Source organism: Aeromonas tecta (assembly GCF_000820185.1).
Taxonomy (GTDB): domain Bacteria; phylum Pseudomonadota; class Gammaproteobacteria; order Enterobacterales; family Aeromonadaceae; genus Aeromonas; species Aeromonas tecta.
In genome coordinates this window covers 1-26,005 of record NZ_CDCA01000005.1, presented here as the reverse complement: position 1 = coordinate 26,005, position 26,005 = coordinate 1, and the positions used below count along the sequence as shown (strand labels likewise).

35 protein-coding genes are annotated in these 26,005 nt (G+C 53.4%); 14 read left to right on the top strand and 21 right to left on the bottom strand.

All coding sequences use genetic code 11. The features are described from left to right. Positions 1–108 precede the first annotated feature (108 nt). The 17 genes from BN1137_RS00285 to BN1137_RS00205 form a co-directional block, all read right to left on the bottom strand. Complete coding sequence (locus BN1137_RS00285; RefSeq protein ID WP_050716689.1) at positions 109–1,701, bottom strand: ABC-F family ATPase; 1,593 nt, start codon at positions 1,699–1,701, stop codon at positions 109–111. A 62-nt stretch (positions 1,702–1,763) separates the two neighbouring features. Further along, a complete protein-coding gene (locus BN1137_RS00280; RefSeq protein ID WP_050716688.1) occupies positions 1,764–3,017 on the bottom strand; it encodes a site-specific integrase in 1,254 nt (417 codons plus the stop codon). 142 nt (positions 3,018–3,159) lie between these two features. Further along, on the bottom strand, positions 3,160–3,570 hold the full coding sequence (locus BN1137_RS00275) for a hypothetical protein (protein ID WP_050716687.1): 411 nt from the start codon (positions 3,568–3,570) through the stop codon (positions 3,160–3,162). 571 nt (positions 3,571–4,141) lie between these two features. Continuing rightward, on the bottom strand, positions 4,142–4,720 hold the full coding sequence (locus BN1137_RS00270; protein ID WP_050716686.1) for a phage N-6-adenine-methyltransferase: 579 nt from the start codon (positions 4,718–4,720) through the stop codon (positions 4,142–4,144). Then, a complete protein-coding gene (locus BN1137_RS00265) occupies positions 4,720–5,325 on the bottom strand; it encodes a hypothetical protein (RefSeq protein WP_050716685.1) in 606 nt (201 codons plus the stop codon). Before BN1137_RS00265 ends, BN1137_RS00270 begins: the two co-directional genes overlap by 1 nt. A gap of 46 nt (positions 5,326–5,371) precedes the next feature. Then, positions 5,372–6,460, bottom strand: a complete 1,089-nt coding sequence (locus tag BN1137_RS00260) for a coiled-coil domain-containing protein (protein ID WP_050716684.1) — start codon at positions 6,458–6,460, stop codon at positions 5,372–5,374. Between the two features lie 48 nt (positions 6,461–6,508). Further along, positions 6,509–7,489 (bottom strand): phage recombination protein Bet, encoded by a 981-nt coding sequence (gene bet / locus BN1137_RS22660; RefSeq protein ID WP_050716683.1) that lies wholly within the window; start codon positions 7,487–7,489, stop codon positions 6,509–6,511. Continuing rightward, positions 7,486–8,331, bottom strand: coding sequence for a PD-(D/E)XK nuclease-like domain-containing protein (locus BN1137_RS00250; protein ID WP_050716682.1), 846 nt, complete (start codon positions 8,329–8,331; stop codon positions 7,486–7,488). The genes bet and BN1137_RS00250 overlap by 4 nt, the downstream gene beginning before the upstream one ends. Beyond that, complete coding sequence (locus tag BN1137_RS00245) at positions 8,328–9,254, bottom strand: hypothetical protein (RefSeq protein ID WP_050716681.1); 927 nt, start codon at positions 9,252–9,254, stop codon at positions 8,328–8,330. Before BN1137_RS00245 ends, BN1137_RS00250 begins: the two co-directional genes overlap by 4 nt. After that, a complete protein-coding gene (locus BN1137_RS00240; protein WP_050716680.1) occupies positions 9,251–9,616 on the bottom strand; it encodes a hypothetical protein in 366 nt (121 codons plus the stop codon). The genes BN1137_RS00245 and BN1137_RS00240 overlap by 4 nt, the downstream gene beginning before the upstream one ends. Before the next feature lie 2 nt (positions 9,617–9,618). Beyond that, positions 9,619–9,810, bottom strand: coding sequence for a PA3496 family putative envelope integrity protein (locus BN1137_RS00235; RefSeq protein ID WP_050716679.1), 192 nt, complete (start codon positions 9,808–9,810; stop codon positions 9,619–9,621). 300 nt (positions 9,811–10,110) lie between these two features. Continuing rightward, positions 10,111–10,608 carry a hypothetical protein gene (locus tag BN1137_RS00230; RefSeq protein WP_050716678.1) on the bottom strand — a complete coding sequence of 166 codons (498 nt, stop codon included), beginning with the start codon at positions 10,606–10,608 and terminating at the stop codon, positions 10,111–10,113. After that, on the bottom strand, positions 10,605–10,889 hold the full coding sequence (locus tag BN1137_RS00225; protein WP_050716677.1) for a helix-turn-helix domain-containing protein: 285 nt from the start codon (positions 10,887–10,889) through the stop codon (positions 10,605–10,607). Before BN1137_RS00225 ends, BN1137_RS00230 begins: the two co-directional genes overlap by 4 nt. Before the next feature lie 465 nt (positions 10,890–11,354). After that, positions 11,355–11,555, bottom strand: coding sequence for a hypothetical protein (locus BN1137_RS00220; RefSeq protein ID WP_050716676.1), 201 nt, complete (start codon positions 11,553–11,555; stop codon positions 11,355–11,357). 376 nt (positions 11,556–11,931) lie between these two features. Then, the gene (locus BN1137_RS00215) at positions 11,932–12,177 is read right to left on the bottom strand and encodes a hypothetical protein (RefSeq protein ID WP_050716675.1); all 246 of its coding nucleotides are present in this window, start codon (positions 12,175–12,177) and stop codon (positions 11,932–11,934) included. Between the two features lie 300 nt (positions 12,178–12,477). Further along, entirely contained in the window at positions 12,478–12,657 is a 180-nt protein-coding gene (locus BN1137_RS00210; RefSeq protein ID WP_050716674.1) for a hypothetical protein, read from the bottom strand. Between the two features lie 237 nt (positions 12,658–12,894). Further along, entirely contained in the window at positions 12,895–13,506 is a 612-nt protein-coding gene (locus BN1137_RS00205; protein ID WP_075384243.1) for a helix-turn-helix domain-containing protein, read from the bottom strand. 132 nt (positions 13,507–13,638) lie between these two features. Here BN1137_RS00205 and BN1137_RS00200 point away from each other — a divergent pair, with 132 nt between their 5' ends. From BN1137_RS00200 to BN1137_RS21655, 7 genes are all read left to right on the top strand, one after another. Further along, positions 13,639–13,854: a Cro/CI family transcriptional regulator gene (locus BN1137_RS00200; protein ID WP_050716673.1), complete on the top strand. Its 216-nt coding sequence runs from the start codon at positions 13,639–13,641 to the stop codon at positions 13,852–13,854. 38 nt (positions 13,855–13,892) lie between these two features. Further along, the gene (locus BN1137_RS00195; RefSeq protein ID WP_050716672.1) at positions 13,893–14,282 is read left to right on the top strand and encodes a hypothetical protein; all 390 of its coding nucleotides are present in this window, start codon (positions 13,893–13,895) and stop codon (positions 14,280–14,282) included. A gap of 4 nt (positions 14,283–14,286) precedes the next feature. Further along, complete coding sequence (locus BN1137_RS00190; protein WP_050716671.1) at positions 14,287–14,505, top strand: hypothetical protein; 219 nt, start codon at positions 14,287–14,289, stop codon at positions 14,503–14,505. 130 nt (positions 14,506–14,635) lie between these two features. After that, positions 14,636–15,007 carry an HNH endonuclease gene (locus BN1137_RS00185; RefSeq protein ID WP_050716670.1) on the top strand — a complete coding sequence of 124 codons (372 nt, stop codon included), beginning with the start codon at positions 14,636–14,638 and terminating at the stop codon, positions 15,005–15,007. Next, positions 15,004–15,819 (top strand): helix-turn-helix domain-containing protein, encoded by an 816-nt coding sequence (locus BN1137_RS22655; protein ID WP_198150560.1) that lies wholly within the window; start codon positions 15,004–15,006, stop codon positions 15,817–15,819. Before BN1137_RS00185 ends, BN1137_RS22655 begins: the two co-directional genes overlap by 4 nt. Positions 15,820–16,349: 530 nt before the next feature. Next, positions 16,350–17,003: a hypothetical protein gene (locus tag BN1137_RS22180; RefSeq protein ID WP_157433554.1), complete on the top strand. Its 654-nt coding sequence runs from the start codon at positions 16,350–16,352 to the stop codon at positions 17,001–17,003. Positions 17,004–17,005: 2 nt separating this feature from the next. Further along, complete coding sequence (locus BN1137_RS21655; protein ID WP_083443317.1) at positions 17,006–18,106, top strand: XRE family transcriptional regulator; 1,101 nt, start codon at positions 17,006–17,008, stop codon at positions 18,104–18,106. A 79-nt stretch (positions 18,107–18,185) separates the two neighbouring features. Here BN1137_RS21655 and BN1137_RS00170 read toward each other — a convergent pair whose 3' ends face one another. The 4 genes from BN1137_RS00170 to BN1137_RS00160 form a co-directional block, all read right to left on the bottom strand. Continuing rightward, complete coding sequence (locus BN1137_RS00170) at positions 18,186–19,049, bottom strand: bacteriophage abortive infection AbiH family protein (protein WP_050716669.1); 864 nt, start codon at positions 19,047–19,049, stop codon at positions 18,186–18,188. Positions 19,050–19,143: 94 nt separating this feature from the next. Next, the gene (locus BN1137_RS22175) at positions 19,144–19,809 is read right to left on the bottom strand and encodes a hypothetical protein (protein WP_157433553.1); all 666 of its coding nucleotides are present in this window, start codon (positions 19,807–19,809) and stop codon (positions 19,144–19,146) included. Between the two features lie 469 nt (positions 19,810–20,278). Next, the gene (locus BN1137_RS00165; RefSeq protein WP_050716668.1) at positions 20,279–21,061 is read right to left on the bottom strand and encodes an HNH endonuclease; all 783 of its coding nucleotides are present in this window, start codon (positions 21,059–21,061) and stop codon (positions 20,279–20,281) included. Between the two features lie 191 nt (positions 21,062–21,252). Further along, entirely contained in the window at positions 21,253–21,873 is a 621-nt protein-coding gene (locus BN1137_RS00160; RefSeq protein ID WP_050716667.1) for a hypothetical protein, read from the bottom strand. Positions 21,874–22,039: 166 nt separating this feature from the next. Here BN1137_RS00160 and BN1137_RS00155 point away from each other — a divergent pair, with 166 nt between their 5' ends. The 7 genes from BN1137_RS00155 (at position 22,040) to BN1137_RS00125 (ending at position 25,787) form a co-directional block, all read left to right on the top strand. Next, positions 22,040–22,648, top strand: a complete 609-nt coding sequence (locus BN1137_RS00155; RefSeq protein ID WP_050716666.1) for a Rha family transcriptional regulator — start codon at positions 22,040–22,042, stop codon at positions 22,646–22,648. Then, complete coding sequence (locus BN1137_RS00150; protein ID WP_050716665.1) at positions 22,645–23,088, top strand: recombination protein NinB; 444 nt, start codon at positions 22,645–22,647, stop codon at positions 23,086–23,088. The genes BN1137_RS00155 and BN1137_RS00150 overlap by 4 nt, the downstream gene beginning before the upstream one ends. Further along, on the top strand, positions 23,085–23,402 hold the full coding sequence (locus BN1137_RS00145; RefSeq protein ID WP_050716664.1) for a Ref family recombination enhancement nuclease: 318 nt from the start codon (positions 23,085–23,087) through the stop codon (positions 23,400–23,402). The genes BN1137_RS00150 and BN1137_RS00145 overlap by 4 nt, the downstream gene beginning before the upstream one ends. Beyond that, positions 23,399–23,824 (top strand): hypothetical protein, encoded by a 426-nt coding sequence (locus BN1137_RS00140; protein ID WP_050716663.1) that lies wholly within the window; start codon positions 23,399–23,401, stop codon positions 23,822–23,824. Before BN1137_RS00145 ends, BN1137_RS00140 begins: the two co-directional genes overlap by 4 nt. Continuing rightward, a complete protein-coding gene (locus BN1137_RS00135) occupies positions 23,821–24,588 on the top strand; it encodes a phage antirepressor KilAC domain-containing protein (RefSeq protein WP_050716662.1) in 768 nt (255 codons plus the stop codon). Before BN1137_RS00140 ends, BN1137_RS00135 begins: the two co-directional genes overlap by 4 nt. Positions 24,589–24,609: 21 nt before the next feature. Continuing rightward, complete coding sequence (locus tag BN1137_RS00130; RefSeq protein WP_050716661.1) at positions 24,610–25,308, top strand: TIGR02642 family protein; 699 nt, start codon at positions 24,610–24,612, stop codon at positions 25,306–25,308. Positions 25,309–25,385: 77 nt separating this feature from the next. Further along, a complete protein-coding gene (locus BN1137_RS00125; protein WP_050716660.1) occupies positions 25,386–25,787 on the top strand; it encodes a hypothetical protein in 402 nt (133 codons plus the stop codon). Positions 25,788–26,005 lie beyond the last annotated feature (218 nt).

Here is a 26,005-nt window from a genome sequence, read left to right as displayed (position 1 = left end):
GCAGATCTACAGGCTGTGATATGGGCTTGGAGACAGCAGTTCGGGGGCAATAAAAAACCGGCGCTATCAGGCGCCGGTTTTTATGCATGCACTGCGAGGGAAGGGGTGTTACACCACGCCTTGAGTGCGCAGGTAATCCTCGTAGGTACCGCCGAAGTCACGGATGCCGTTCTCGGTCAGTTCCATGATGCGGGTCGCCAGGGAGGAGACGAACTCGCGGTCGTGGGAGACGAAGATCAGGGTGCCCTGATACATCTCCAGCGCCATGTTCAAGGATTCGATAGATTCCATGTCCAGGTGGTTGGTCGGCTCATCCATGATCAGGATGTTGGGGCGCTGCATCATCAGCTTGCCAAACAGCATGCGACCCTGTTCGCCACCCGACAGTACCTTGACCGGCTTCTTGATGTCGTCCTGGGTGAACAGCAGGCGACCCAGAATGGAGCGCACTGCCTGCTCGTCTTCGTTGGCCTGTTTCCACTGGGCCATCCAGTCGAACACGTTGAGATCGGTGTCGAAGTCTTCGGCGTGATCCTGAGCGTAGTAGCCGATCTGGGCGTTTTCGGACCACTTGATGGTGCCGCTGTCCGGCGCCAGTTCGCCCATCAGGGTCTTGATCAGGGTGGATTTACCGATGCCGTTGGTACCCAGAATGGCGACCTTCTCGCCCACTTCCAGCATCATGCTGAGACCCTTGAACAGCGGGGTATCACCGTAGCCTTTGGACACCCCTTCCACTTCCAGGATGTTGCGGTACAGCTTCTTCTCCTGCTCGAAGCGGATGAAGGGGTTCTGACGGCTGGAGACCTTCACTTCCTCAATCTTGATCTTGTCGATCTGCTTGAGGCGGGAAGTGGCCTGGCTGGACTTGGAGGCGTTGGCACTGAAACGCGACACGAAGGATTGCAGATCAGCGATCTGGGCCTTCTTCTTGGCGTTGTCGGAGAGCAGACGCTCGCGAGCCTGGGTGGCCGCGGTCATGTACTCGTCGTAGTTGCCCGGGTAGACGCGCAGCTCGCCGTAATCCAGATCCGCCATGTGAGTACAGACGGAGTTCAGGAAGTGACGGTCGTGAGAGATGATGATCATGGTACTTTCACGATCGTTGAGCACCTGCTCCAGCCAGCGAATGGTGTTGATGTCCAGGTTGTTGGTCGGTTCGTCCAGCAGCAGGATATCGGGGTTGGAGAACAGTGCCTGTGCCAGCAGCACTCGCAGTTTCCAGCCCGGCGCCACGGCGCTCATGGGGCCGTTGTGCTGTTCGATGGGGATACCGGCACCCAGCAGCAGCTCGCCCGCGCGCGCTTCGGCGGTGTAGCCGTCGTATTCGGCGACGGTGCCTTCCAGCTCGGCGGCACGCATATAGTCGTCGTCGGTGGCTTCCAGGTTTGCGTAGATGGCATCACGCTCGGCGATGGCGGCCCACAGCTCGGCGTGGCCCATCATGACCACGTCCAGCACGCGCATCTCTTCGTAGGCGAACTGATCCTGGCGCAGCTTACCGATGCGCTCGTTGACGTCCAGGCTCACATTACCGCCAGTGGGCTCAAGGTCGCCGCCGAGGATCTTCATAAAGGTGGACTTGCCACAGCCGTTGGCGCCGATGAGGCCGTAGCGGTTGCCGCCGCCAAACTTGACGCTGATGTTCTCAAACAACGGCTTGGCGCCGAACTGCATGGTGATGTTATTGCTGCTTAACATATGATTGTAAAAAAATCCTTAATTATCAGTGCTCTATGTCACTGGTTGAAAATTCTGGGGCGCTATTGGGGCAAATGCCCATTCTTTTGCATTGCACTCCAGATCAAGTCGGCCTCACTGCGGCTGGCGGATTCGATCCATTTTCCATAGACCTCTTGCAACATCCTTGCGGAGTTGTGGCCCATCTGTTCAGCTATGAACGCAAGATTTCCGTGAGCAGTAATGTTCCAACTGGCAAAAGTATGCCTAAGTTGGTAGGCACGACGATATCGAACCCCAGACTTTTTGATTGCTGCTTGCCATGGTGCCACCAGGAAAACTGCGGAGTAAAACGGTGGTCTACCTGGCACAAGCCTGGTTGGACGAAAAACTGGACGCAATGTTTGGCGCACGATCATGCCACCTGGTAAGTGCATGTCAATCTTTGCGTCCGAAAGTGCCCCAGTTATCTTAAATTGTTCCTGTAATGCGGCCAGAGCTGGGGGCATCAGCTGCACAATCCGAGTACGATTTGTCTTTGGCAGTTTGAACTGCATCTTCTGTTGAGTGATGTTGCGCCGGATATGGATCACCCGCTGCTCCATATCGACATCCTCCCAACTTAGGGCCCGTAGCTCACCGGGGCGGATTCCGGTATAGGCCAGTACCAACAATATGTTCTTGAATTGCTTGTTAGAGGTTACCTCCAGCAACTTTTGAAACTCCCAATGCTCAAAAGGGTCAGCGCTCTTTCCTGTACTTAACTTTGCTGCATGGACGCGTACATCAAACTCTCTCTCGATAAGTTCATTCCTGGCTGCCCAGCGCAGTAAATTCCCCACGTGCCCCAGGTAGGTCTTGACTGATCTTGGTTGGCAATCGCCGAGCAAATCGTTGCGTAGCCTCTCGATATGCATGGGGAGCAGATCGGCAATCGGCATGTCTTGGCCAAGGAACAAGGTCATTCTGCGAAAGGCGCTAAGGTATGAGCGCTTGGTTGAGATGCCGACGGTTGGACCTACGCTCTCCATAAATGCTGTGACGGCCTCAGCCAGGGTCATTCTGGTGGCATTGCTCATGCCTAGGCGCACGAGAGCCTTGGAGTTTGGGAAGTGTTTGGCATAGTCGAAATTGCCTAGTGCGATCTCGTGCTTAATCGCCGCCAGTTTGTTTGCTGCGAATTTAATATTCGCTTTGCTCAGGGGAATGTCGAGGACTTCGCGGCAGCGGTTACCTTTGTAGCTGAAGCAGAGTCGCAATTTGTTGCCGTGTACCTCTATCCCGGTCAGTCCTGCAACCAGGGTGGAAAGGTTGTCTATTGCGTTGACTCTACCCACTTGTCGTACTCCTCGATGCTGTAACGAACCTGTCCATCAGGACCATATTTCCAGATCACTCCTTCCGGCCATTCGCCTTTAAGGCGCCGTCCCTCGGCTGCTTTCTCAGTCATGCCAGTTAGTGCTTCAAAGAGGCGTGGTCTCACCCATCTTGCACAGGGGTAGATGTAGTTGCGTTGCATGTGGTCCTCGATTTAAGAATCTCTGCAAGCCGGTGGTGCCCGCAGGTGTTGTAGTAGAAGGTTTGAACTTGCTTGCGAGAGTGCGATGCCTGGTCAAGGCGGTACTCCCCAAGCTCTGGGGTTTTAAGGTTATGCAGGTTGGCGAGCCTGCCAATGGCTTGAGCGCTTACCCCCAACTCTTTGCCTAATTCGGTGGCACTCCAGAGCTGGCCGGCAACCCTGGGTGCATCGATAGGCAGATCGAAGTGAGCCAGGATGCGGCCGATCTCGGCGAGCTTGGCCGATCGGGAAAGGGTGGGGGAGCGCACGGTGCTGACCAGGTCGTTGAGTAGCTGGCTATCCTGGTCGATGGTCAGTTGAAGTTGTTGCATGGCGTGGCCCTCCTGTTATTGAGGATGGGGCGCCAATGGGATTGAAGGAAGGGCCGTTATTTCTTGCACCCCAAATCCGGGGAGCAAGACTGGCTCGCCGGCTATGACCGCCAGCCGCGGTATCCGGAAAAGCCAGGATCCCGTACCCGCTGAAATGGCAGGACAGGGAGATGGGCTATCAGGGTCTTGAGCTGGGGGTTATCTGGCTGGCTGTCGATGGTGACTTTGGCGCCGGGGTTGATGCGCAGATATCGATCCCGCGCATCAGTAGCCTCTTCTCGGGTTAACCCTGACTGGATGATGGGTTCTCGGTAGCGCATGGCTCACCTCCGAAGCCTGTGGTGATTTTGTGTCTGCAAGTAATGAATCTTGCGGGCTGCTGCTTCGGCGGTTTGCCGATTGCAGGTCGTGCCTCCAGGCAGGACGAACATTTCGGGCTGCTTTGGATGAGGCATGACGACGCCGAGCCCAACGACTACTGCACCGCAGTAGGGGCTTTCGGTCTTTTGCATGGGAGTCCTATGAGTTATCCACCGTTTCTGTGTGACCAGCGGTGGATGAATTGGGGGTATCAGGCTGCAGCGCTGATGGGCTCTGCTCCGGCGAGTAGTAAGGTCAGTTTGCTAACGTCCCGGATCCGGTACTCGCCGCGCCAGCCTGGAGCGAAGATTAGGAGCATGGAGCCCTTTGGGTTTCCCTTCATTTCTTCACCGGTAGCCTTGTTGATGAAGCTCACCCGGCCGTTGCGCCACCTGCCGTTGTCGTCGTGGTAGCCGGTGATGTGGCGCACCTCGCTGGCGCGTTCACCGGGATACCATTCGGTGCTGGTGTCTTGCGGTACCAGCATGACGGTGCCAATTCCCTTGCCCTGCTGCTCGATAGCCTTTGCAACCCATGGCCCGATATCGGAGTAGGGTGGATTGAGCCAGGCCCAGGGCGCTCGCGCCGAGGGGCTGATAAAGTCGCCCCAGTCTACGCTCAGGGAGTCGATATCTGGCGTCAGGTATTTCTGGCACAGGGCTGTCTCCGGCAGGGCTGCAGCATCGAGGATGAATTGAAATTCCCGATCGAGTGCCCTGAAAAGATAGAGCGGGGTCATCGTGCAATCACGATGCTCAACCGATGTAGTTGAGCCAAGATAATCGGTCATCAGCTTTGCTCCTTTGTTTTGTGAGATAGCGCCTTATCAAGGCTCCACCCGAATGAAAACAGCCTTGCCCATAACTTTTTGGCTGTAAGACCATGTTTTTCTGCAAGCACAGGAAGCGCGACTTTCTCTCCATCTACATCGAGATAAACGGTGTTTTTTCTGTTCCTGTTTTGCTCAGTTCTGGTTGCCCAGCGACAATTGCCAGGTTCGTAGTTGCCTGATGAATCAATTCTGTCGATGGTGTGATTCTCAGATGGGCATTTACCTAAGTGCGATATGAATGCCTCGAAAGAGTCTTTCCACTCGTCACAAATGGTCACGCCCTTTGCGCCGTAGTCCTTGTAGCTTTTGATCTTTGGGTTAAGGCATCGCTGTTTTATTCCAACCCACACGCTGTACTCTTTTGACTTCCTCATCCCGTGCGTAGGGTTGCCGTTTACCAGACAACCACATGATCTTGTTGCCCCTGATTTCAAGTTTGATGACTTCACCTCTGCCGTATTGCCGCAATCGCACTTGCACAGCCAGAGACGATAGCTGCCAACAGTGCTGGTTGGCCTAATAGCAGTCAGCTTTCCAAATTTCTTGCCTTCCAGTTTCAACATCAGTGCACTTCCTTGGGGTCGATAGGGATCTGGCTGGTGAGGGTGTTCAGTAGTTGATGGTCAGGTGGTCGATCTTGTGACTTGCGACGTGCTTGATGAGGTTTATGGCCTTGTCCTCATCGATACCAAGGCCCATTAGATCCATCAAGATGGCGCTGTTGATCCGGCCGCGGTGATCACGGTCAGCAAGGCGGCGGGCATCCTCTTCATCCTTGAGGCGCTGCTCGTTGGCAATGCGCTGGCGTTCCTGCTCGGCGGCGCGGGTGGCGGCCTCTTCTGCCTGGCTAGCGGCGTTCTCTTCGGCCTGCTGGCGTGCCAGCTCGGCGGCTTCGGCATCACGCCGGGCTTGCTCCTCACGCGCGCGCGCGGCCTGGGCTTGGCGCTGGGCCTCCTGTTCGCGGTGCTGGGCGGCTTCACGCTCCAGGCGCTGGCGATTCTCTTCTTGAAGACGGGCTTGTTCTGCGGCCTGCTCGGCTATCAGGCGCTCGCGGTCGATTCGGTCCTGTTCGGCCTGCTTCTTGCGCAGCGCTTCCAATTCGGCTTGCTCTGCTTCGTACTTCTGGCGAGCCGCCAGAGTCTCGCCAAGACGCTTGGCTGCGAGTTCCTTGGCGACGGTCGCCTGGGGCAGCAGTTCTTGCCAGGTGTCGTCCAGCGCGGTCTGCTCTACCTCCAGCAGCATGGCCTGCAGTTCGGATGTGGGGATCTCGCTGCTGGCAGAGGAGCCTAGTTCATTGAGGTGGACCAGTCGAGATTGCAGGGCTTCAACCCGGGCAGCCTCGGCCTCTTCAAACCGGGTCAGCGGTTCACGCACTTCCTCTTTCAGGGCGTCAAGGGTGTCACGGATGGTCTTACGATGCTCATCAATCTTCCTGGGGATGGCCTTGTACTGGTCGGTCAGCTCTTTACCGAGCCCGTCCAGGTAGGTTTTTGTCTTGGCCACGGCATAGGCAATGCTGGCGATCTCCTTGCGTCCCTTGGTGGTAGTGGTGTCTGGCACCAGGCTGGTTGCCTTCTGGCGAATGTCGGCCAGTAGTTCATTCACCCCAGTGCCCTCGGTAAACAAGGTGACAGCGGTGGTGGGCTCGATGACAACCAGTTGGGCTTGGGCGTTGTCGGTTTTGGCTTGTTCGGTCATGGTGGGTCCTCTGGTTTGAATAGGCCCGCTTAGTGCGGGCCTGGGTGGTTATTGATGGTTACCGCGCTCGGCATCGAGTTGGCGTTTGCGCTCACCGGCGATCTGCTTGATGCCGTTGATGATGGCTTGATCGCCGGTTTCGTTTGCCCAGGTCCAGGCGGCGGTGTAGGCCTGTTGCCACTCAGTGGTTTCGCTGGAGCCTTCGATAGCTGCGCAGTGGTCGGCGTAGGCGCTGGCGTGAGCCACCTGTTCGGTAGTCTCTGCTGCTTGCTCATGATCCAGGGTGACCGTTGCAGTGCCTTGATTGCGCATTGCGTCCAAGGCTCGGCTTGCCGGCTTGGTTGACTGAGTCGGCTGGCTGCCGGGGATCTCGTTGATGACGATCTCCTTGCCCTCCATCTCCTCTGCAGTGGGCTCGCTGCCGATCTCCGGCCAGGCTTTGCGCAGTGCTTGCGCTTCCGTACATTTGGCCAGCTGGGCATAGGGGCGCTTGCGCCACATAGCGTTGGGACACTCAGTCTTACCGCTCTGGGTGGCGTAGTTCTCCTTCCAGCGTTCCAAGGCATGGAATGCCACCCGCTGCCCATTCACCACCTTGTAGACGGTGTATTTGCACCACTGCGGGTAGGTGACCTTGATCTTGTTTTGCTGGTTGTAGGGGTCTTGGAACTCTTCGGTCACATCCGGACCAAATACCGGTTCGTCAGCACCGGCGTAGTTGCCTGAGCGGTCAGCCTGGATCCGGTACATCCCGATCCCGGGCATAGGCACATCCCGCCAGACCTTATCCTTGGTGCGGGCGTCGGTTACCTGCATTGGAACCAGATGGACTGGCTTGAGCAAGATGTCTAGGCCGCGAGCCTTGCAGTAGTCGATGGCCATGACCACCGAATCGGGGTTGGCGCCTGGGTAGATGGTGTTGCACAGGGCGTTCCAGGTTGGTTCATCAATTCCGCGCTGTGCGAGCATAGGGAACTGGGCGGCGAAGTTTTCTGCCGCCTGTTGCTTGATGCTGGTGATGTTGCTCATGCTGCTTTCCTTGTCGCCCAGGCTGGGCGCTGGAGGGGTTTGAAGTCGTGCCAGTCATCGTTGACCCGGCATTCGTGGAAGCGGTGGAGGTCGCGGTGAAACAGGTCCTTACCGGCGTCCTTCCAGTCGTCCGGCAGGGGGCGCACTCGCACCGGGTAGCGGCCACAGTTCACGCTGGTGCTGACCGCCAGAAAGATGAAATCCGGCTGCTCGCCCATCACCCGGTGGAACCCTTCGGAGTACATGGCGTCCTGTACGTGGTAGCGGAAATCCTCGACGTGGCGCTCGAAGCGCCCCATGTCGTCCACCGATTTCACGTCCAGGATGATGGGGTGCTCGCTAAGGTGACGATCGGGACGGATCCGGCACAGCTCCTCGGTCTGGGGGTCAATCCAGTAGAACGAGGCTTCACTGTGACCCTCTTGCTCCAATAGCCAGCGGGCATCGGGGTGGGCCAGCACGCTGTCGCGCATCAGCTGCAGCTTGCGGCCTTCCTCGGCATCCATCACCGTTTTCCCCAAGGTGGCGCAGCCGGCCAGAAACTCAGCTTCGGCTTCCTTGCCGGCGTTGGTGCGGCGGTTGAACGGCGGGGCAATGATGAAGCGCTGCTCGAATTCCTCCGGCTCCAGCAGCAGACAGTGAATGGCGCTGCCCATATCGAAGGCCTTGAGCTTCTCCTGATCGAGCGGCGCATTCTTGGCCCAGATATAGGTGGCTGGGCTTTCGGCTATCTGGTCGAGCTGGCTTTTGCTGACCCCGGGGCCAGCGTGGTACTCCTCGTTGGAGAGGCCGAACACCCGACCAAGCGGGTGCGCGGCGGATGTGTCGGCTATGGCGCTCATGCTGCACCGCCTTGCGTGTGTTCGTTCACCCTGTCTCTGCTCGGTTTTGACAGCAAGGGGAGCACTACAGACGGCGGCCTTACCGTAAATAACGTGCCACCTATCTCCACCGTTTGAATTCCGCGCAGGCTGGACTGAACATTGACCTCCGTGCCATTACGCATGCGGCGCTTGTGGGCCTCAACCAGGTGTAGAATTGGTCGTCTGCGTCCAGTCTCACTCAGTGGTAGCGTGCGGGCGTATAGCAGCGACTTGATTTCTTCCTCTTGGCAGCCCAGCCTCACGAAAGCACGCTGCTCTTTCGCCTCGATGGTCCAACAGAATCGCTGATCAGCCAGGTACTGAAGAGCCATGGCTGCACAGACCTCTACCTCCTGCAATTGATGTGGATCAGTGCACACCTCTTCATGTCGGCCACTGCGCCCCCCAGTGCTACCCCTCACAAAAGCTTCGCAGGCCACTATCCTCCCATCCTTGGTCACACTAAAGTAGCTGCGCTCCCCCTCTGCGAATTCATTCCCTGTCGCCATGTAGACGAGCTCGTATAGCTTTCCGCCATCTCTACGGCGCCACCCATGGTTAAGCTTGTCGCTCTGTCTGATGTAGATGCTCCTAAACCATCCGTTATACTGCCCTTGGATATACTGGGCGGTAGGTACGCATTGAGCAAAGCAGCCTGAAATCGGTAGTCGGTCGTTATCCATATCAAAAAACTGCGGGCCATTGTCGCTGAACAGGACCTCGCGATCGCTGCCTGGAACATAAGGCCCTGCGTTACGAATCAGTTCAGCACGCTCTTCGTTCAGCGAGTTTGGGCCAGCGCCACGGTTCTTCCTTATCCCATATTCAAAGCAAGTGATGAGTGCCGCCGCAACGGTGTCCTCGAATTCTTCCTTTGACCATGCGTTTTTTAGTGTGCTCATGCTGCACTCCTGTGTTGGTACTGCTCCCACTGCTCCTCGCTCATGGCGTCGTGCAGGGCGGCGAGGTGACTGCGCCAGGCGGCCTGGGCGAGCTCTGCCAGCCCGGCATCCACCACCTGCTGGATGAACTGCATCAGCGGCGCTTGCCGGCCTTCGTGCATCATCAGCCAGATGGCCTGGTTGTAGTGGCGGTGCTGGTCTGCGTTGAGCTCGCCCAGCAGGGTGGCCGGGTCGGTCTCGAGCTGGCCGGCCAGCAACAGCGGGAGGTTCTCTTCGCTCCATTCGGCGATCCACTGGGTCCTGGCGTTGGCCTCGGCCTCCTGGCTCTCGAGCAAGGCGAGCAGGGCGGTTTCGTTGGTCATGGCTAGATCTCCATTTCACGACGCAGGGCGCGGGCTTCGTGATGCTCCTCGATGGCGCGGCGAGCGGCGGTGCGTTGGCGGGCAATCCGGCGCTCTGCGGCGCTGGGTTCGACGGTCACGCTGTATCGATGCTGGGCACGGGGCGGCATTGAGCCGCGAAAGCCCATCAATTGGGCCTCGGTCAGTAGCTTCATGGTTTTGGTCCTTGGTCTGGGTCCTGGTGGTAATCAGCAGCAAGAAACGTTAATTTGGAATCATTTGACGCTTCATTTGCTGGAGGAGTTATGGCGTGGTTTAAGGTGGTTACGGACAGCACTAGCAGTGCCGAATATATGCAGATTGCACAGTGGGACCGCGTGCTACTTGGTCAGGGCATCGTAGGTCACACCGTGTTGTCTGCGCTCAACGATGACGTGGGTCAGCTGACTTACTTTCTTTCTGCTGAGTTTGAACCGATAGCACAGGCAATTAAGGCAAGCCCGTGTGAGGAACCGTCAAAAGCCAGCGAAAATTCGCTTAAGCTCGTCATCGGGGATCCCTCGGTCCTTCACCCGAGCGAGTAACCCCCTGATCGCATCGAATCGAGGGGTGAAGTAGTTCCTGACGAAGCCAAATTCGGCAGTCCCATCGCCATCGATAAAGCCATCGCTGTAGATGTTGATGGCTCTCCCGTCACGGCTCCTCACCTGAAATACCAAGAGCGGTGGGTTTTCTTCGGATTGGGCTTTCTGTTCAACCACGCTGGCAGCCATGAAGAGGCTATATCCATGCATGGTGATTTCCGTTCCTCCGGAGCTCTTTAGAAAGTCCGCGGCTTCGTTACCAATGAGGCCATCGTCCAGGGCTTGTGCAATCTCGCGAAGGGCTTGTGCAACTTCAGGGGCAAATCGACGATCGCCAATCCCATCGTTCTGCATGTGGATGGACACCACTCTGCGCTGGACAGCGATGCTCTCGACACTGCGAGGGTTAGTGAGGCCAAGAATCTTCATTCTGATGCCTCCAACTTAGCGGGCTCTTTATCCTGACCGGTCGTCAGCCAGGTGAAGTGGGCCGAGAGCTCGGGGTGATGTGCAATCAGTAGCAGGGTACCGCCGCTGATTTCCCGGTAGTTCAGCTCGTAGTTCTTGAGCGTGGTGGGCGGGATGCCCAGCATGTCGGCGAACTTTGGACGGCTCAGACCAAGGCGCTCACGCAGCTGGCGCAGGCGCTTGCGGCATTCGTCATTGAGCGGGGGGATGGTCTGGTTACTCTGTTCTGTACGTTTTTTCATGGTCAGGTCCTGTTGGTGGTTAAAACAAAAACCCCGGCGCGAGGGCCGGGGTTAGGTGGTTATATCGGGTGGTGGCATTAGGCCAACAAAAAGCCCAGCGGGTGCTGGGCTTTGGAAGAGACAATTTGTTACGGTTGGCGTTTGATAAACGCAACAGCCAGAGTGCCGAGTGCTGCAGTGGCTATTGTGCCACCCAGCCAAGGCTGGCCATGAAGGCCGACATAGCCACCGCCAACGACACCAATCATACACACAGCAACGGCGCATAGCATGCCGAACAGCCGTTCGCTCAATATGTATCGGTCAACTCGTCTACTTCTAGCGCGACGGTGCTCAGCTTCGAGCTTGGTCTGTTCCACAACAAAATCTACAAGATCTGGGCGGAAAGTATGCAGTTGCTCAAGTTGAGCCACTGGTAAGATGGGGGAGTCTGAATCGTGCGAGCTAACAGCCACTTCGCTGCCGTTAGCGCTCTTTGCTCGCATCTGATGTTGCTTTGCCATAGACGGTGTTGGCACTCTTGGTGAAGTCCCGACCAAGAATCTTCACGTCTTTACCTAGGTTCTCCGCATCTTCCTTAAACCCATTTGAATGGGCATAAGAACGAGGCTGGAAACCAGTAAAAAGGTTAGAAAACCCAGACAGGATGTTGCGTATATTGTTCATATATTCTCCGGTCAACGGGTAACTTGAGGTTACATTGACGCTACCAGTATCTTTTTTTAATAGTAAAAAAGCAACTTTATGTGTGCTTGCTCGGTGCGTGCATTCGGTCAATCCCAGCCTGTAACCCCCTGTTGCAAGGGGTTATAGGCTGGCCACTGCTATCAGTGGCCATCATTCACGTTCACACACCGCTTTCCGGTTTTAACGGGTTATCGGCGCATCCCTACCGGCATCGGGATTCGTGGTTGTGAGCCGGTTCCAGACTGTTAAAGAGCGGCGCAACGCTGAATTCAGGTTGCAGCTAACCAAAGCATCCTTGCGGTGCTTGAGAAAGAGGATTTGGCTACGGCGCTATCAGGGAAGCGCCAGGCCCGGGTCAGACGGCGTTGCGGTGGAACTCGGCGCGCCAGTGGAGGAGGACGCTGTGCTTGGTAAATCCAGTGGTGCGCCTCTGGGCTGCTCGGGCCGCAACGATGTGGTGTTGCTCAGCGGCCAGCATGGCGATGACAACTTTTTGCTTAATCGCACGGCGGCGGGCGGTATTACCGTTCAACTTATCGGCGATCGACATCAGGATGTGGTCGGCGCGTTGTGCGGCTCTGGAAAAAATGCGCTTGGTCATGGTACATTTGCTCCTGTTGACGGGTTGGTCCTCGTTAACTCCTTCCTCGCTTTGGCTTGGATGGGTCCTGATTGTTGGGGTTGGTCCCCTGGCAATCTATCTTGGCCGGGGTGGTTCCCGGTCCTTCAAAGCCCGCCTTGTGCGGGCTTTGTCGTTCTTACGCGCTGGTCAGGCGCCTTCTACTTTTCCCTGGTTAGGGGCGGGTCCTGTTGCTGGTGGTCGATGATTCGTCTCAACCGGTTGAGCACTGACTCAATGCTCATGCGGTTGAGTGCTCCCGCGCTCGGCGGGAGCATCTGGTTACGCTGCAGCTTGCAGGCTGGCTGCACGGGCCTTGTGTTCTTTACCGGCCTCGGTCTTGACGGTGTAGAACAGGCCACCACCGCGGCGTTTGCCGAGGTCAGTGATGTCGGTGATCACGGCCGGAACGCTGACGCGGGTCCGGGGGTTGGTGTACTGCACTGGATCGTTCACTTTCATGGTTGGTCCTCTGGTCTGGTTGAAACTGGCTTTAGGCTGTTTTGTATCGCGTCTATCGAGTTGCCATCAGATCGTTCTCGATAGTTGACGAAAATGATTGTTATCGATCGGGAACGATTGGTCAATACACGATCGTGAATTTTTCAAATAAAAAAAGCCCCGCTTAGTGGCGGGGCTTCTTGAGCAGGGTTAGCAGGTGGCTATTGGCCGTGGGTTAGCTGGTCATAGGGCGATGGATTAGCCTCTACGCTCTACCATCCTCCCAAGGATGATCACATCTTTAGCGGAGATGACCGGAAGGCGTTCATCATCAACTCCAAAGGCCCATCCCTCTATGGCAGGTATAGCCCTCAGAAGCTTGGCTTGGTTAGCCCGACTTAATTGCACTAGCAGCACTGCATCGGCTTCAATCGTATTGACCCCGAGATCGATCACACAAACATCACCTTGCACTATCCCTTGCTTGGATAGCTGGTCGTTTGGCGCTTCAACCCCAATAAGCGCACCAGGCATATCGGTGAGAAGCATACGGTCTGAGCTGACAAGAGGAAGTGAGTCAGTCGGATGTTGCAGCACTTCATCAATGGTGAACACTGGAATCCGATAAACGCTATTCACCAAGTCACTAACCACCTCAATAGACGGGCGGCCGGTGTACAGCTCAATAGGATCTACGGACAGAGCCTTTGCAAGACCGAATAAGGTGGAAACCCGAACGTCTTTCAGAGGGTTGCTTAGAAGGTTCGATACCAGGGATTTGGATATACCTGCCCTCCTGGCTATCTCAGAGACGCCAAGACCTTGCTCTTCCATTCTCGCTCTGACTCGTTCGTTAAATGAAGGTTTCATGTCGCCTGCTGCAAGTTATCGATTATGAACAAATTTTATGACGCATGTCGTTCTCATTGGTTGTTGAATGTTGGATTGTTAGTGGTTACGATAGTGAACGATTGCCAATGACCTATACCAAGGACCCGACCAATGAAGAAACGCGAAGTGATTGAGTATTTCGGCAACATGGCCCGCGCAATGAAGGCCATCGGCATCTCCCGCAGCCTCGCCGTGAAGTGGGGCGATGTGATCCCGGCCCAGCACGCAGTCAGCTTTGTCATCGCCAGCAATGGCGAGCTACGGCTCGGGCTGGAGGATTACCCACTGAACAAAGAGCAAGACCATCTCACCCAACAGGCCGCCTAACCACCGGCCTGAGTCATTACCAATAGAGGACCAACCCAATGGGACGACCAGCACTGTCTGATCACGAAAAAATGGATGCCATTTCTCCACTGCGAGTACGCGGCAACCCGGCACAGCGCCGAGTCTGGCAAGAAGTCGGCGCAGAGCTGCAGATGACTGAAACCGCATTTGCTCGCACCTCGCTACTGATCCTGCTCAAAGCAATATCTCAGCACGAACCCCAGATCCTGACGAGAGCCGTCAAACGGGCCAATCGGAGCCTCATCGAGCAGGGTTACCCACCCGTCACCGTGGAAGAGATCCTGGATGGCTCTGGCCTGCCTGAGCGCGGCCTGCTGCTGTTCACTCCAGAGGATGAAGCGGTATATGACGAGGAAAGACCAAAGCGTCCCCTGCAAAAACTCATCAACTTCGTTCTCGGGAGGTAACCCTATGACTACGCAACCCAGGCCGCCGCGCCCTGCCTCACAACATGTCTGCTATCGGGACAACATCATCTTGAAAGCGGTTATGCACGAGCTGGCGCTTGAGCTGGATACCGCGCTTATCCCGACTGCGCACGCCGCCGGTACCGATCGGCAGGCATTGCGCCTGGCCCGTGAGCTTCAAGCACGCACCGTTGAGCGTGCCGAGGCCCAAGTTAGCGCTTAATCATCTCTCACACCCGACTTACCACCGGGTGTTATCAGGACCCAACGATGACCATCACAACCCAGGCCCTTGGGGCCGAACTATTGTGCGATTGCCACTATTCCTCACTGCTCGAGCAGGAGGTGGCAGCATGAGCAACGTCTACAGCAAAACCAAAAGAGCCAAGATCTTCTCCATGTTTGGAGGGAACTGTGCGTATTGCGGCGACCAGGTCATGATAGAGACATTTCACGTAGAGCATGTGGTACCTAAGTCGAGTGGCGGCACGAATGAATACTTGAATCTGAAGCCGTCTTGCGAGGGGTGTAACCGCACAAAACGGACATGGTCTATCGAAGATTTCAGGATCCGCCTTGCAGTCAAGCAAGCGACCAACGGGATCAGCTTTAACGCTGCACAGATCGAATTGCTGAAAGCTACGGGATGCTTTGACTTGCTGGGGGTCAATCAAAACCTGCAGTTCTATTTTGAGACAATGAAGAAAGTTGAGGGGCAAGAATGAACATCAACTTTCTTGACCGCCCAATTGCATTCCATCGCCCGTTTGTGACCATCACTGGCTCAGTCACTGCAGCTCTGTTTCTGTCCCAGGCAATCTATTGGGCAAAGCGCTGTAAAGCACATGAAGATGGTTGCTTCTGGTTCTACAAGACACAGGCTGACTGGGAAGAAGAGACCGGTTTAACCCGCTATGAGCAGGAAGGTGCGCGCAAGGCTTTACGCAATTTAGGGGTTCTTAAAGAAAAGCGGATTGGGTTACCTGCGAAGCTATATTTTTGCATCGATTTGGCCTCACTTGAAGCCGCCTTGAACACCACTGATTTCTTGCAACCTAGTATGCGGAAAACCAGCAAACAGGCTAGTGGAAAACCAGCGGACACTGCTGCTGGAAACCAGCAATCTATTACAGAGATTACTACAGAGACTACAGCAGAGATCCAAGATCCCCCTTTGGTCCCCCAGGGGGAAAAACGTCCTGCAGGTGAAGCCCCACGACGAGGTACCCGCTTGCCGAATGACTGGGTGCTCCCTGGCGAGTGGGGGAGGTGGGCTATCCAGGAGACAGGGCTCCCCAGGGAGCGGATCTTGTTGGAGGCAGCTACGTTCGCTGATTACTGGCAGGCGCTGCCCGGGGCCAAAGCCGTCAAGCTGGACTGGGAGAAGACTTGGCGCAACTGGATCCGCCGGGCGGCCAGCTCGTTCCGGACCACTGCACAGCGCAAGCCACTGGAAAACCTACAGGCGGCCCAGCAAGCCGCTAAGGCACTCAGGGAGTCGGGGAGGGGGGACTATGACGATAGCACTCCGCTCTAACGAGACGACGGCCCTCAGCGCACCAGGGGACGCGCTGCAGGTGAGCGCTCGTATGTCGGTATTCTTGGCTGAGGAGCTGCTGCCGCTGATGGCCGGACTTTGGCCAGCGAGTGCTAACCAGCTGGACGGTAATGCCCGCGGCGTAGCGCTGGCTTGGGGGAGCCTACTCAGGGGGTTCAATGCGCAGCAGATTCGGGAGGCGGTACTGCAGCTTGGGGAAGATGCCGATCGGCAGTATGCACCGCGGCCGGCGGAGGTGAGGGCCGCCATTCTGCGGAATAATCCCGTCCCCCGTGCCGCGCCAGTTGGCCGACAGGTGTCGATGAGATCGTGTGAGATGGAAGCAGTGGTGCGGGTTTATCTAAGGAATCGAAATGTACCTGTGGGGGAAGTAGCTGCAGAGTTGCGATTGGTGTTGTCAGAGAAGAAGGGGAAGGGGGCGCTGGTTAGTTAGGGGGAGAAACCCATTTCTTGTTTTTTCCCTCAAAATGATGTAAAAAAAGGGAAATCAACCTGAAAGGCATACCGCTATGACACAAAAGGCAGCACTGTTACATTTGCAAGAAGATTCAGAGACATTCCTAGCACGTCTAGGTATTGACCAAGGTACTCTTCGTCGTGCTGTTGAGAGTGGTGCCCGGGTCTATCTAAAAGCCACATCATTTCATCCTCGTACGCATGGTGGGGTAACCGCATGGGGTGAAACAGTTGGAATATTAAGGCAAGAGCTAAGCCCATTTGGCTGGAAACAGTCTGATAAAAATGGGCTGCCAGTTACTGCGAATGGTGGACTAGGCATTTCTATAGTTGTTACATCTGGCGATAAGGAGACAGGTATTGAGACTGGTACTCCTTCATCAAATAATGATAAAGGAAGTGCTACTAAGAGGTTTGTTAATTCAAATTATGACATGTTTGAAGATGACAAGCTCTCTGTATTCAGTTCAGAGCCAATTGATTTACATGAAACTTGGGTTTTGCTTTATCATTATGATAAGTCGAAGAAAGAGGTGAGATATGAGTTATCATTACCTATGAACTTATCTGCATCTGGATATTTTGATAGCTGGAAAAAGCGTTATATATTTTCAGCTATATCACTTGATGAAGATACTATTATTGATCCTGATAATAAAACAGAGTTTAACGATGATATCGACTTTGATATCTCTAAGAAAGCTTAAAAATGAATAAGCAGTATAATCCCAATAGACTTAAAGTCGCTCGCTTACGTCGGAAGATGACACTAAAGACATTGTCTGAATGTATAGGTATGTCGTCGAAAATGGTTTCGGCATATGAGAATGAGACAAGTAAATATATACCTACCTTTGAAACACTAATGGATATGGCCTCTGCACTCGGCTATCCTATAGAGTTTTTTTATGGTGATGATATCGAAAGTCTGGATGCATCAACAGTGTCTTTTCGTTCATTAAAGTCGATGAAAGCGGCAGATCAGCATGCAGCTATTGCGGCAGGGCAATTAGGTTTTCTGCTATCTGAGTTTTTCTCGGATAAGTTTTCTTTACCAAAGCAAGATATCCCTGACTTTCGGGGGTTCGAGCCTGAAGTTGCTGCAGAGGCAATTAGAGAGCACTGGGGATTAGGAAACAAAAGCATTAAAAATGTTGTTCACCTACTGGAAGCAAAAGGCGTGCGAGTGTTCTCTTTATCGGAGAATACTGCAGATGTAGATGCTTTTTCTTTTTGGAAAGATAGTATCCCATTTGTCTTTTTGAACACTAAAAAATCAGGTGAAAGAAGCCGTTTCGATGCCGCGCATGAGTTGGGGCATTTACTGCTTCATCGTCATGGTTCCGTCGTTGGAAGAGATGCTGAATCTGAGGCTGATAATTTTGCATCAGCATTTCTTATGCCTCGAACTAGTGTCTTTGAAATGGCTCCTGGTTTTGCTACTATCAAGAGCTTAATTAAGATTAAAGGGTGCTGGTTGGTGTCTCTTATGGCGCTTATCGTCAGAATGAAAAACCTTAGCCTCCTTACTGAATGGCAATATCGTAGCTTACTCGTTGAGGCTACTGGTTTAGGATATAGAACTGGTGAGCCTAACGGAATTGATAGAGAGCGTTCGTTACTCTTTGATAAATTATTACCTGCCTTGAAAGCCAACGGGGTAGATATTCCAGAAATATCTAGGTTGCTAAACTTGCCCACAGAGGAGGTATCTGCTCTCTTATTCAGGCCTACTACGGTTTCTATAAGGAATGATATCAAATTCCCATCACATAGAGAAAACAAACCAAAACTTACCTTGGTAAAGTAAAGGTGTTTTTTCATTCGAGAGAGGGGAGGCACCGGCTTGATGGCGGTGCCTGATAATAATTGTGGCTACACAACTAACACTATAACTCAGCATATGGATACAATACTATTTGTTCTTTGCTTACACCACATTCCATAAGAGCTCTAATATATCTTTCTTTCTCATCAATGCTATAATAGCTAACTTCCCATCGAGCTCCTTCGGTGCTATCAGCAATGCGGCGAAAATATGGCAAATCTATTTTATTTAGTGAATGGCCAATCACTACAACTGTCGCTATACCATTAAGTGCGTTAAAATAATCATTTCCTTTCTTTAAAATTTCATCCACAGGTTTTTTAAATGCATGGAGAGGGTACTCTGCAGCACCTTCGGCATCTGAGAACATAGTGCGATTACTATCCCCGTTTTCATCAATTTCTGGTACTACAGATATATTTTCATTGTGTCCAAAAATTAAATCGTCATGTGTTGCATAGCGGCCGTGAATATGGAATATTTTATTGTCTGCAATGCCATAGACTATCTGGAGGGTTGATGTGTAATTGAAGTTAATAAAAATAGATTCATCATTAAATTTCATTAATGGGACTGCTTGTTGTTCATCAATTTGATGAACCCATTCGATGAATGCTTCTTTTATAGTGGTAACATGCCTTTCTGTTTCCTGCGCAAGCTCATCCTCTAATCCAAAAACGAAGCTAGGCCTGAAGTCTTCAGCTTGCACATCAATTTCATTATAATAATCATAGAACCCATTCGAGTTGAATGTACCTAGAGCATTTTCAAAATCATACCAAGGAACATCAACGTCAGGATCAAATAAATAGTGTTCCTCAAGCTCATCCAGAGTGTCTTTTGCGAACTCATAAAACTGGCGGTAACTTGTTGGCAAACCATGCCAAAGATCAAATCCATTTCCAATTACATACAGTGTCGTCATATATATAATACGTCATATTGGTATAATTAAAGCCACGTTTATATATCACTATTGGCCTTAGATTTTTCGCTATAAATGATTTTTGGTAGTGAAGTTATGGACTTGGAGACCTGGAGGTAGGTGATGGCTGTGGATTATTTCTAATTAACCAGGTGTTTAACAGTTCTAGGCTGCTAAACTCTAATATTTCCAGCTCATTGCTATCAGGATTGTCAAGCATAACCTCTATATTCGTGCCTCCTTTGTCACAAAGCTTTAGGAGCCACTTTATGTAGTTGTTGAAGTTATCAAAAGATGTTCCAATTTTGCCGTCGAAGAAATCATTTATTAATTTGTTGGCACTAACCCTTGTTGATTTATCCGGGGTTGTTCGTTTTAGTATTGACTGGGGGAAAATCTCTTTGTTGCAGATCTCAGAACGATATTTATTGAAGATAACTTTTCTAATTTCTTGCTCTTTATTACTCCAAGCAACAAAATGGCATTGTAAGCTTTGCTCTAATCTTGGGCCATTTTGGTCTAGCATTTTACAAAGCTTAAATCTTAGCCCCTTGGTTCTTTCTGATTTCAAATCATTCTCTTCATATTTAAACTCTACTAGAGCAAAATTGGTTGTTGCTGTGAATATGTAATCTGCGCCCAGCAGTGAGTCTTGGCCATCCACAGAGAGCTTATTAACTTGCTTACCAAGTAACTTCCCCTTAGACAAGAAATGTTCTGCAAATGAATCTATAACGGATTGTTCGTGTTTTTTTCTCATTTAACCGCCCCTGAAAGAATAGAAAGTATGTGTTTTTATCTTTTTGTGTATAAAAAGACTCACTTTTTAGAATTATTACATTATATAAATATTGAATTTTTATTGTGATCGGCACTTATGAAGTATTGTACTTAAAAAGGCTACCGCCACTAAGTTACAGCTCCTAGATTGCTGCTTTTGACCTGTGATCAAATGACAGTTCCTTGTCATGGGTAGGCCTTGCATGGAGCTTGGGTACCGTGCGGAAATCGTATCTCAAACGGTGCTGGTTGTTGAGCGAAAAGAAGGGGGATTTGAGAGGGGATCACAGATTTTGTGGGGGAGGGCTGCTGAGGATGTTTGCAGAGCAGGGATGAAGCCCTGCTCCTGGGTGGGTAGTCTTAAGCAGAAGGGACTGGTTCAGCCCTGAAAATCTCGTCACGGTGATAGGCGAGGTATCGGGCTTGCTTGGGTTCAAAGGGGGCGACGTTCAGGGGGAGTGCAACTCCCCACTGCAGCAGCGCCTGCTCGATGCTGGTCTCGGCAGCAGGTCACCAGAGTCAGTGAAGGTAATCCAGCCACGGTCGAACAGCTTGTCGATGTGAGGGGAGAGCAGAAGGTCGTTGTGGCCATCGAGGCGTTCAGCGTTGTTCTCGCACTTAGACCAGGGCTTGATGTGGCTGGCGATGAGCAGGGCCTTGTTGGTAACGCCGGTGACTCGGCAAGCAGGCTCAATTTTCTCCAGGTCCCTACGGAAGTTGCCCTGGCCGATGCGAGCTTTGGAGAGCTGCAGTTTCTCAGTGACTTCCAGGGTAGAGGCTTTGATGTCCGCCTCGATGGCGTCGCCTTCCAGTTCGGCCTGGTGCTGCTCGATGTTATCGACAAAGTCGGGGTTCAGGCGGTCGGCCAGTGAGAGCAGCAGGCTGCCCATCTCGATGCTGATGCCGGCCAGGTAGCAGCTCTGGTTCCCATTACCGTTGGGCTGCAAAGGTGAGTTCTTCGAGGGGAGGAGGGGGGCAATCAACTCCAGGTGCTCCTTCGGGCGAATTGGCCTCTCCAGCAACTCCCAGTCGATGCGGACTTCCCAGCCAATATCGGACCAGGAATCGCCGGCGCTGCCGAATTCAGAGGGTTTGGACTTCTCGCTGCAAGGTGCTGCAACCAGGCCAATGGCCTTGATAAGCCCGCCGGCGTAGGAGATAACAACGTCCCCCGGCCGGGTCAGCGTGAGGTTGATATAGGTCTGATTCTTCGAGCCATTGCGGTTGGTCATGGGCGACCAGATGTAGCCGCCCCCAACTTCTGCACCGTACGTTTGCTTATGGTTTACCCACCAGAATGCCACTGTAATCCCCTCGAGACTGCTGACCACGGATAGAGGCCGTTATGGTAACTCGAATGGTTCCGTTTGTTGAGGGGCGTCAGCCCACTCTGAGGGGGCGTTAGGCCAGCAGCAGATGGTAACTAGGATCTAGTTTTAAGTGCCCGGTTTATGGCTCTCAAGGAAAATACTGGAGTGCCCATATAGAACAGGTATATGCCTCCAATAATCATGATGGCTATTAGAATTAATGGTCGTCCATTCAGAGCAAACAACCCCAGGTCGATTTGGATATATAATACGAGCAACCCTAGCGCCAAGAAAATAAAACCAAAAAAGAGATGGTATAATCCAAAGAAAAAATCTATGAATCTAACTTCAAGCTTGTACTTCCCATCACTGCCCCGGATTACCTTTGGGTAGAGTTTCAGCGCATTGGAAAACTGATGAAGTGTCCTTTCCCCTCCTAGTTTATTGTGTAGCATGAATACCTGGTCTATCAGGGATTTCTTGGCCCTGACGCCATATACAATTTTAAAATGTTCACTCTCAATCTCTTCTTTGAGGTTCTTCTTGAAAGATGAGCTGATGTTATCACTCTTAATCGTGTTTTCCAGGTCGGTTACTCGACGCTTCCTGTGTGCATGATAAGCATCGAGTAAAGGGAATGACTTATATATCAGGCTTGCGATGATGACTGCGATCAGGATTGCATAATTGCCTGACTGCAAATGAGCCATTGCTTTCTCTATTAACTCGAACATGAACAATCTCTTAGTCGATAAGGTGATGAGTGGAAGTAAATCATACAAGGGACTCAGATTGTTCTGAATGGTTTTGTTGTGCGTGACAGAAATTCTCAACAGTGGGTACCATTGCCAATGCCGGAACTAGACCACCCGGCTGTGTATGACCAAAAGGACCCAGACCATGACCAAATCACATACCCGAGATCTATCCGCAGCACGCCCGCGTGGCTGCGGCAGCATCCACCGCATCAAGCCTATCGTCCCTCAGTACACTCCCGAGCAGGTTGAGCTGTTCAAGAAGCTAGTGAGCGTCAAGGAAGGAGAGGTGTTCACGACTTCCCGCCAAGTTGCCGAGCTGTTTGAGAAGGAGCATCGCAACGTACTACGAGCTATCCGCTTGCTCGAATGTGACGAGGAATTCACTGCGCTCAATTATGAGCTGACTGATTTCATTGATAAAAATGGCGATCCAAGACCCGAGTACCTGATTACGAAAGACGGTATGGTGTTCTTGGTCATGGGATTTACTGGCAAAAAGGCTGCCCAGTTCAAACTGCTCTACATCCGAGCGTTCAACTGGATGATGGAACAACTCCACGAGAATCGAGATCTGCAGCATCTCCTGCACGACTTTGCTAGGCGGGAGGCTCTCTCTGTCTCCAAAGGTTCTTTCCATGGACAAGGGCTGGCCCTGCGGCGTATCGAGAAGCGGGCGCTGTGTCTTGAACAAGCCCAGCTTGAAGCCAGATCCCAGCTTTCCCTCGAACTGACAGGGGCAGATGCGGCATGAACTCCTACCCCAGGTATTTCCTCCGCAGCCCTGAAATCCGGTCCCGCGCTTGCCAGTTGGTCGCTGGCCTGCCGGTTGACCAGGACAAGCCCCTGGTCATCGAAATCAAGGAGATGACCCGCTCCCTGGCCCAGAACTCAATGCTCTGGGCGTGTCTCACTGACATCGCCGAGCAGGTTAACTGGCACGGACGCAAACTCGCCAAGGAGGACTGGAAGCATGTGCTCAGCGCAGCTTTGTATCAGCAGGACGTGGTGCCGAACATAAACGGTACCGGCTTCGTGGTACTGGGTAAGTCCACATCCAAGATGACTGTGCGGGAGATGCGCGACCTCATCGAATTGGCCCAGGCCTTCGGCGCCCAACAGGGCGTGCAGTTCGGGGATGAATCCCGCCGCGGCTTCGACTGGGTGGCCGCATACGGAAGGGCCGCCGCATGAGCAAGACCAAGGCTGATAAGCAGTGGTTGGACGATGTGAGCTCTCTGTGCTGTATTGCCTGCCGGAATGCTGGCCTGGGGCCGAGCCTCGCGGAAATCCATCATGTGCGCTCTGGGTCTGGCATGGCGCAGCGCGCTGCTCACACCCGGGTGATTCCCCTCTGCCCGCGACATCATCGCGCCTGCTACCCCACAGGATTCCACGCCACCCCTAAGAGCTGGCAGCAGGAGCACGGTAGCGAGGAGGCTCTGCTGGAGCAGGTGGCCAGAGAAGTCACCGAACTGCGCAAGAACACCATCGGGAGGGCGGCATGATCCACCTCTCCGCCCTCGATGCGGCCCGGCTGCTGGGTAGCAGCCCGAAGGTCAGGAGCGCAGCCAACCAGGTGCGCAAGGCCCAGCAAGTCACCACCCTGCACGACAAGGTGCTGGCCCAGCTTGTTGGTTTCCCTGACCCCGTCACCGAGCTGCTGTTTCACCCCAAGCGCAAATGGCGCTTCGACTACGCCTGGCCCACCCGCATGATCGCCCTTGAGGTCCACGGCGGGATCCACTCCGGCGGCCGGCATACCCGGGGGAGGGGGTTCGTAGAGGACCGCGCCAAGATGAACGAGGCCACCCTGCTCGGGTGGACCGTGCTGGAAGTTACCCCAGAACACATCAAATCCGGCCAGTTGCGCGCCTGGCTGCTGAAAGCATTTGAACAGACCAATAACCAACCAAGGACCCGACCATGACCAACCTGATTAGCAAAGCCTTTGAAGGACACAACATCCGTTTCGTCACCGATGAGCAGGGAGAGCCCTGGTTCGTTGCGAGCGACATTGCGATGGTATTGGGATATGCCCAAACCAACAGCATGAACAAGCTGATTGATGAAGACGACAAGGAGAAAAGGGTACTCCAAATTGGAGGAAACTATGTAAATCAATCTCTTATAAATGAGTCTGGTCTTTATCAAGCCATATTCAGCAGCACCAAGCCTGAGGCTAGAGTGTTTAAGCGCTGGGTTACAGTTGAGGTTATCCCGAGCATTCGCAAGAACGGTGGCTATATCGTTGGGCAGGAGCAAGACACGCCTGAGCTGATCATAGCCAAGGCGCTGATGGTGGCGCAGTCAGTGATAGACAGAAAAACCATGGAGCTGCAGAGAGCTCAAGAACAAATCGCCATCCAGGCTCCGAAGGCTGACTTTGCCGATCGAGTCGCTGGTGCCGACAAGGGTGTCCTTCTCGGTAATTTCGCCAAAACCGTAGGGATTGGGCCCAAGAAAATTTTCGCCATCCTGCGTGAGATGCGGATCTTTATGAAGGGCGGCAACCGTCACAATCTGCCTTTCCAGCAGTATCTCGAGCAGGGTTACTTCGAAGTCATCGAGACGCCATACGATGCACATGGTGAAACTCGTCTCGCTTTCTCGCCCACGATCACCGGCAAAGGGCAGCAATGGTTGATCCATAAGCTTCTTGCTGCCGGCCACCTGCAAGCTCACGCTGCCTAGCCATCCTGAGGAGGACTGATTATGAGTAAGTCATTGGAAATGGCCCTGCGCCTGTTTTCACCGAAAGGAGCGCTCCACGAGCCATCCTCAGGTAATGCCAGCAGCCTGGGCCGCGATGAGTTTCTTGGTGCCCTGCAGGTCGCAGCCAAGAGTAACCCCCAGGGGTACCAGTATCTGATGGCCGATCACCTGTTGGACACAGAGGCCATTCAGGGGTTGCTGACTCACTTCTGCGCAACCTTGGGTGATGATGAGGTCGGCTGCATGGCGCTGGCTATCCTGCTGCGCCGCCCGCTGCCAGAGCAGTTGGACCGGTTGGTGCCGTCGCACCCGCACTTCGACAAAGAGCGCCGCCGGGCCGCCGTAGTGATGGAGAGGGCCAAGCGCGCGCACCGCTCCGGTAATGGCCACGAGTACCAGCGCCTGCTGGCCGAGCGGAACGGGATCCTGCAGTTGGCTCGCGACCACTGTGTGGCTGAGATGATGCAGTCAGGCCGCTGCCCCCACTGCAATGGGACAGGGCTACGCCCGCGCAAGGGTGACGACTGCCCTAAGTGCCACAGCAGCGGGAGAGTGGTGCCAGATGCCGAGCTGGTCTCGCGCCGGTTCGGCGTGCAGATGCGGCAGGCAGTGGATCGTGCGGTGGATGAGGCGATTCATCAGGCGTCAGACCTGGCCCGTACTATGGACCGACAGGTGAATGAAATGCGGGTCATTTAAGAGCTCATGCCCATTGCCGGATTCATTAGAGGATACTAGATTTTAGTGCTACAGCGGCTCGCTTAAAGGTGGACAGGATGAATACCTTGCTAGCATTTATCCCATTACTTGCAGCCCTGGGTTCCCAGGGCCATAACGATGATGCATACCCGATCTGCGACTCCTTTATCGAAGATGCTAAAGCTTACTCGGAGAGAGACAAGGATGAGCTGATGGCATTGCGGACAGAAGTCCGGAATGCAACGGATCTGGCCTACTTCGAGAAGATCTATTCAACCTCCTCCGATAAGCTGCTTGCTGCATATGCCCAAGAAGATGGGCTGACCCAGGATCAAGCCAAGGCAAAGGCCTTTCACGATGCCCAGGCATGGGAGGGGGCATTGTTAGATGCCGGGATCTCTATGCAAGGGGTCACGGATGAAAATCGGTGGACTCTTATATTCAAAAATTGTCTCGACACTGTGAGTGTCGCTCAGTGAATGTTATATCTCTGGATAGCATAGACTTATCATCAGCTGGATAAGCTAAAGGCCAGCTAATAAGCTGACCTTTTATTATCATATACCTATGATTGCTACGATATCTGCTGAATCCATAACTACTCTATTTGAGTCGTAAGTTATGGACTAATCATGGCAGCAAAGGAACGGGGATTGCTATAGATCGCTTTGACGTTTGTGAGTTGTGCTTGTACCGC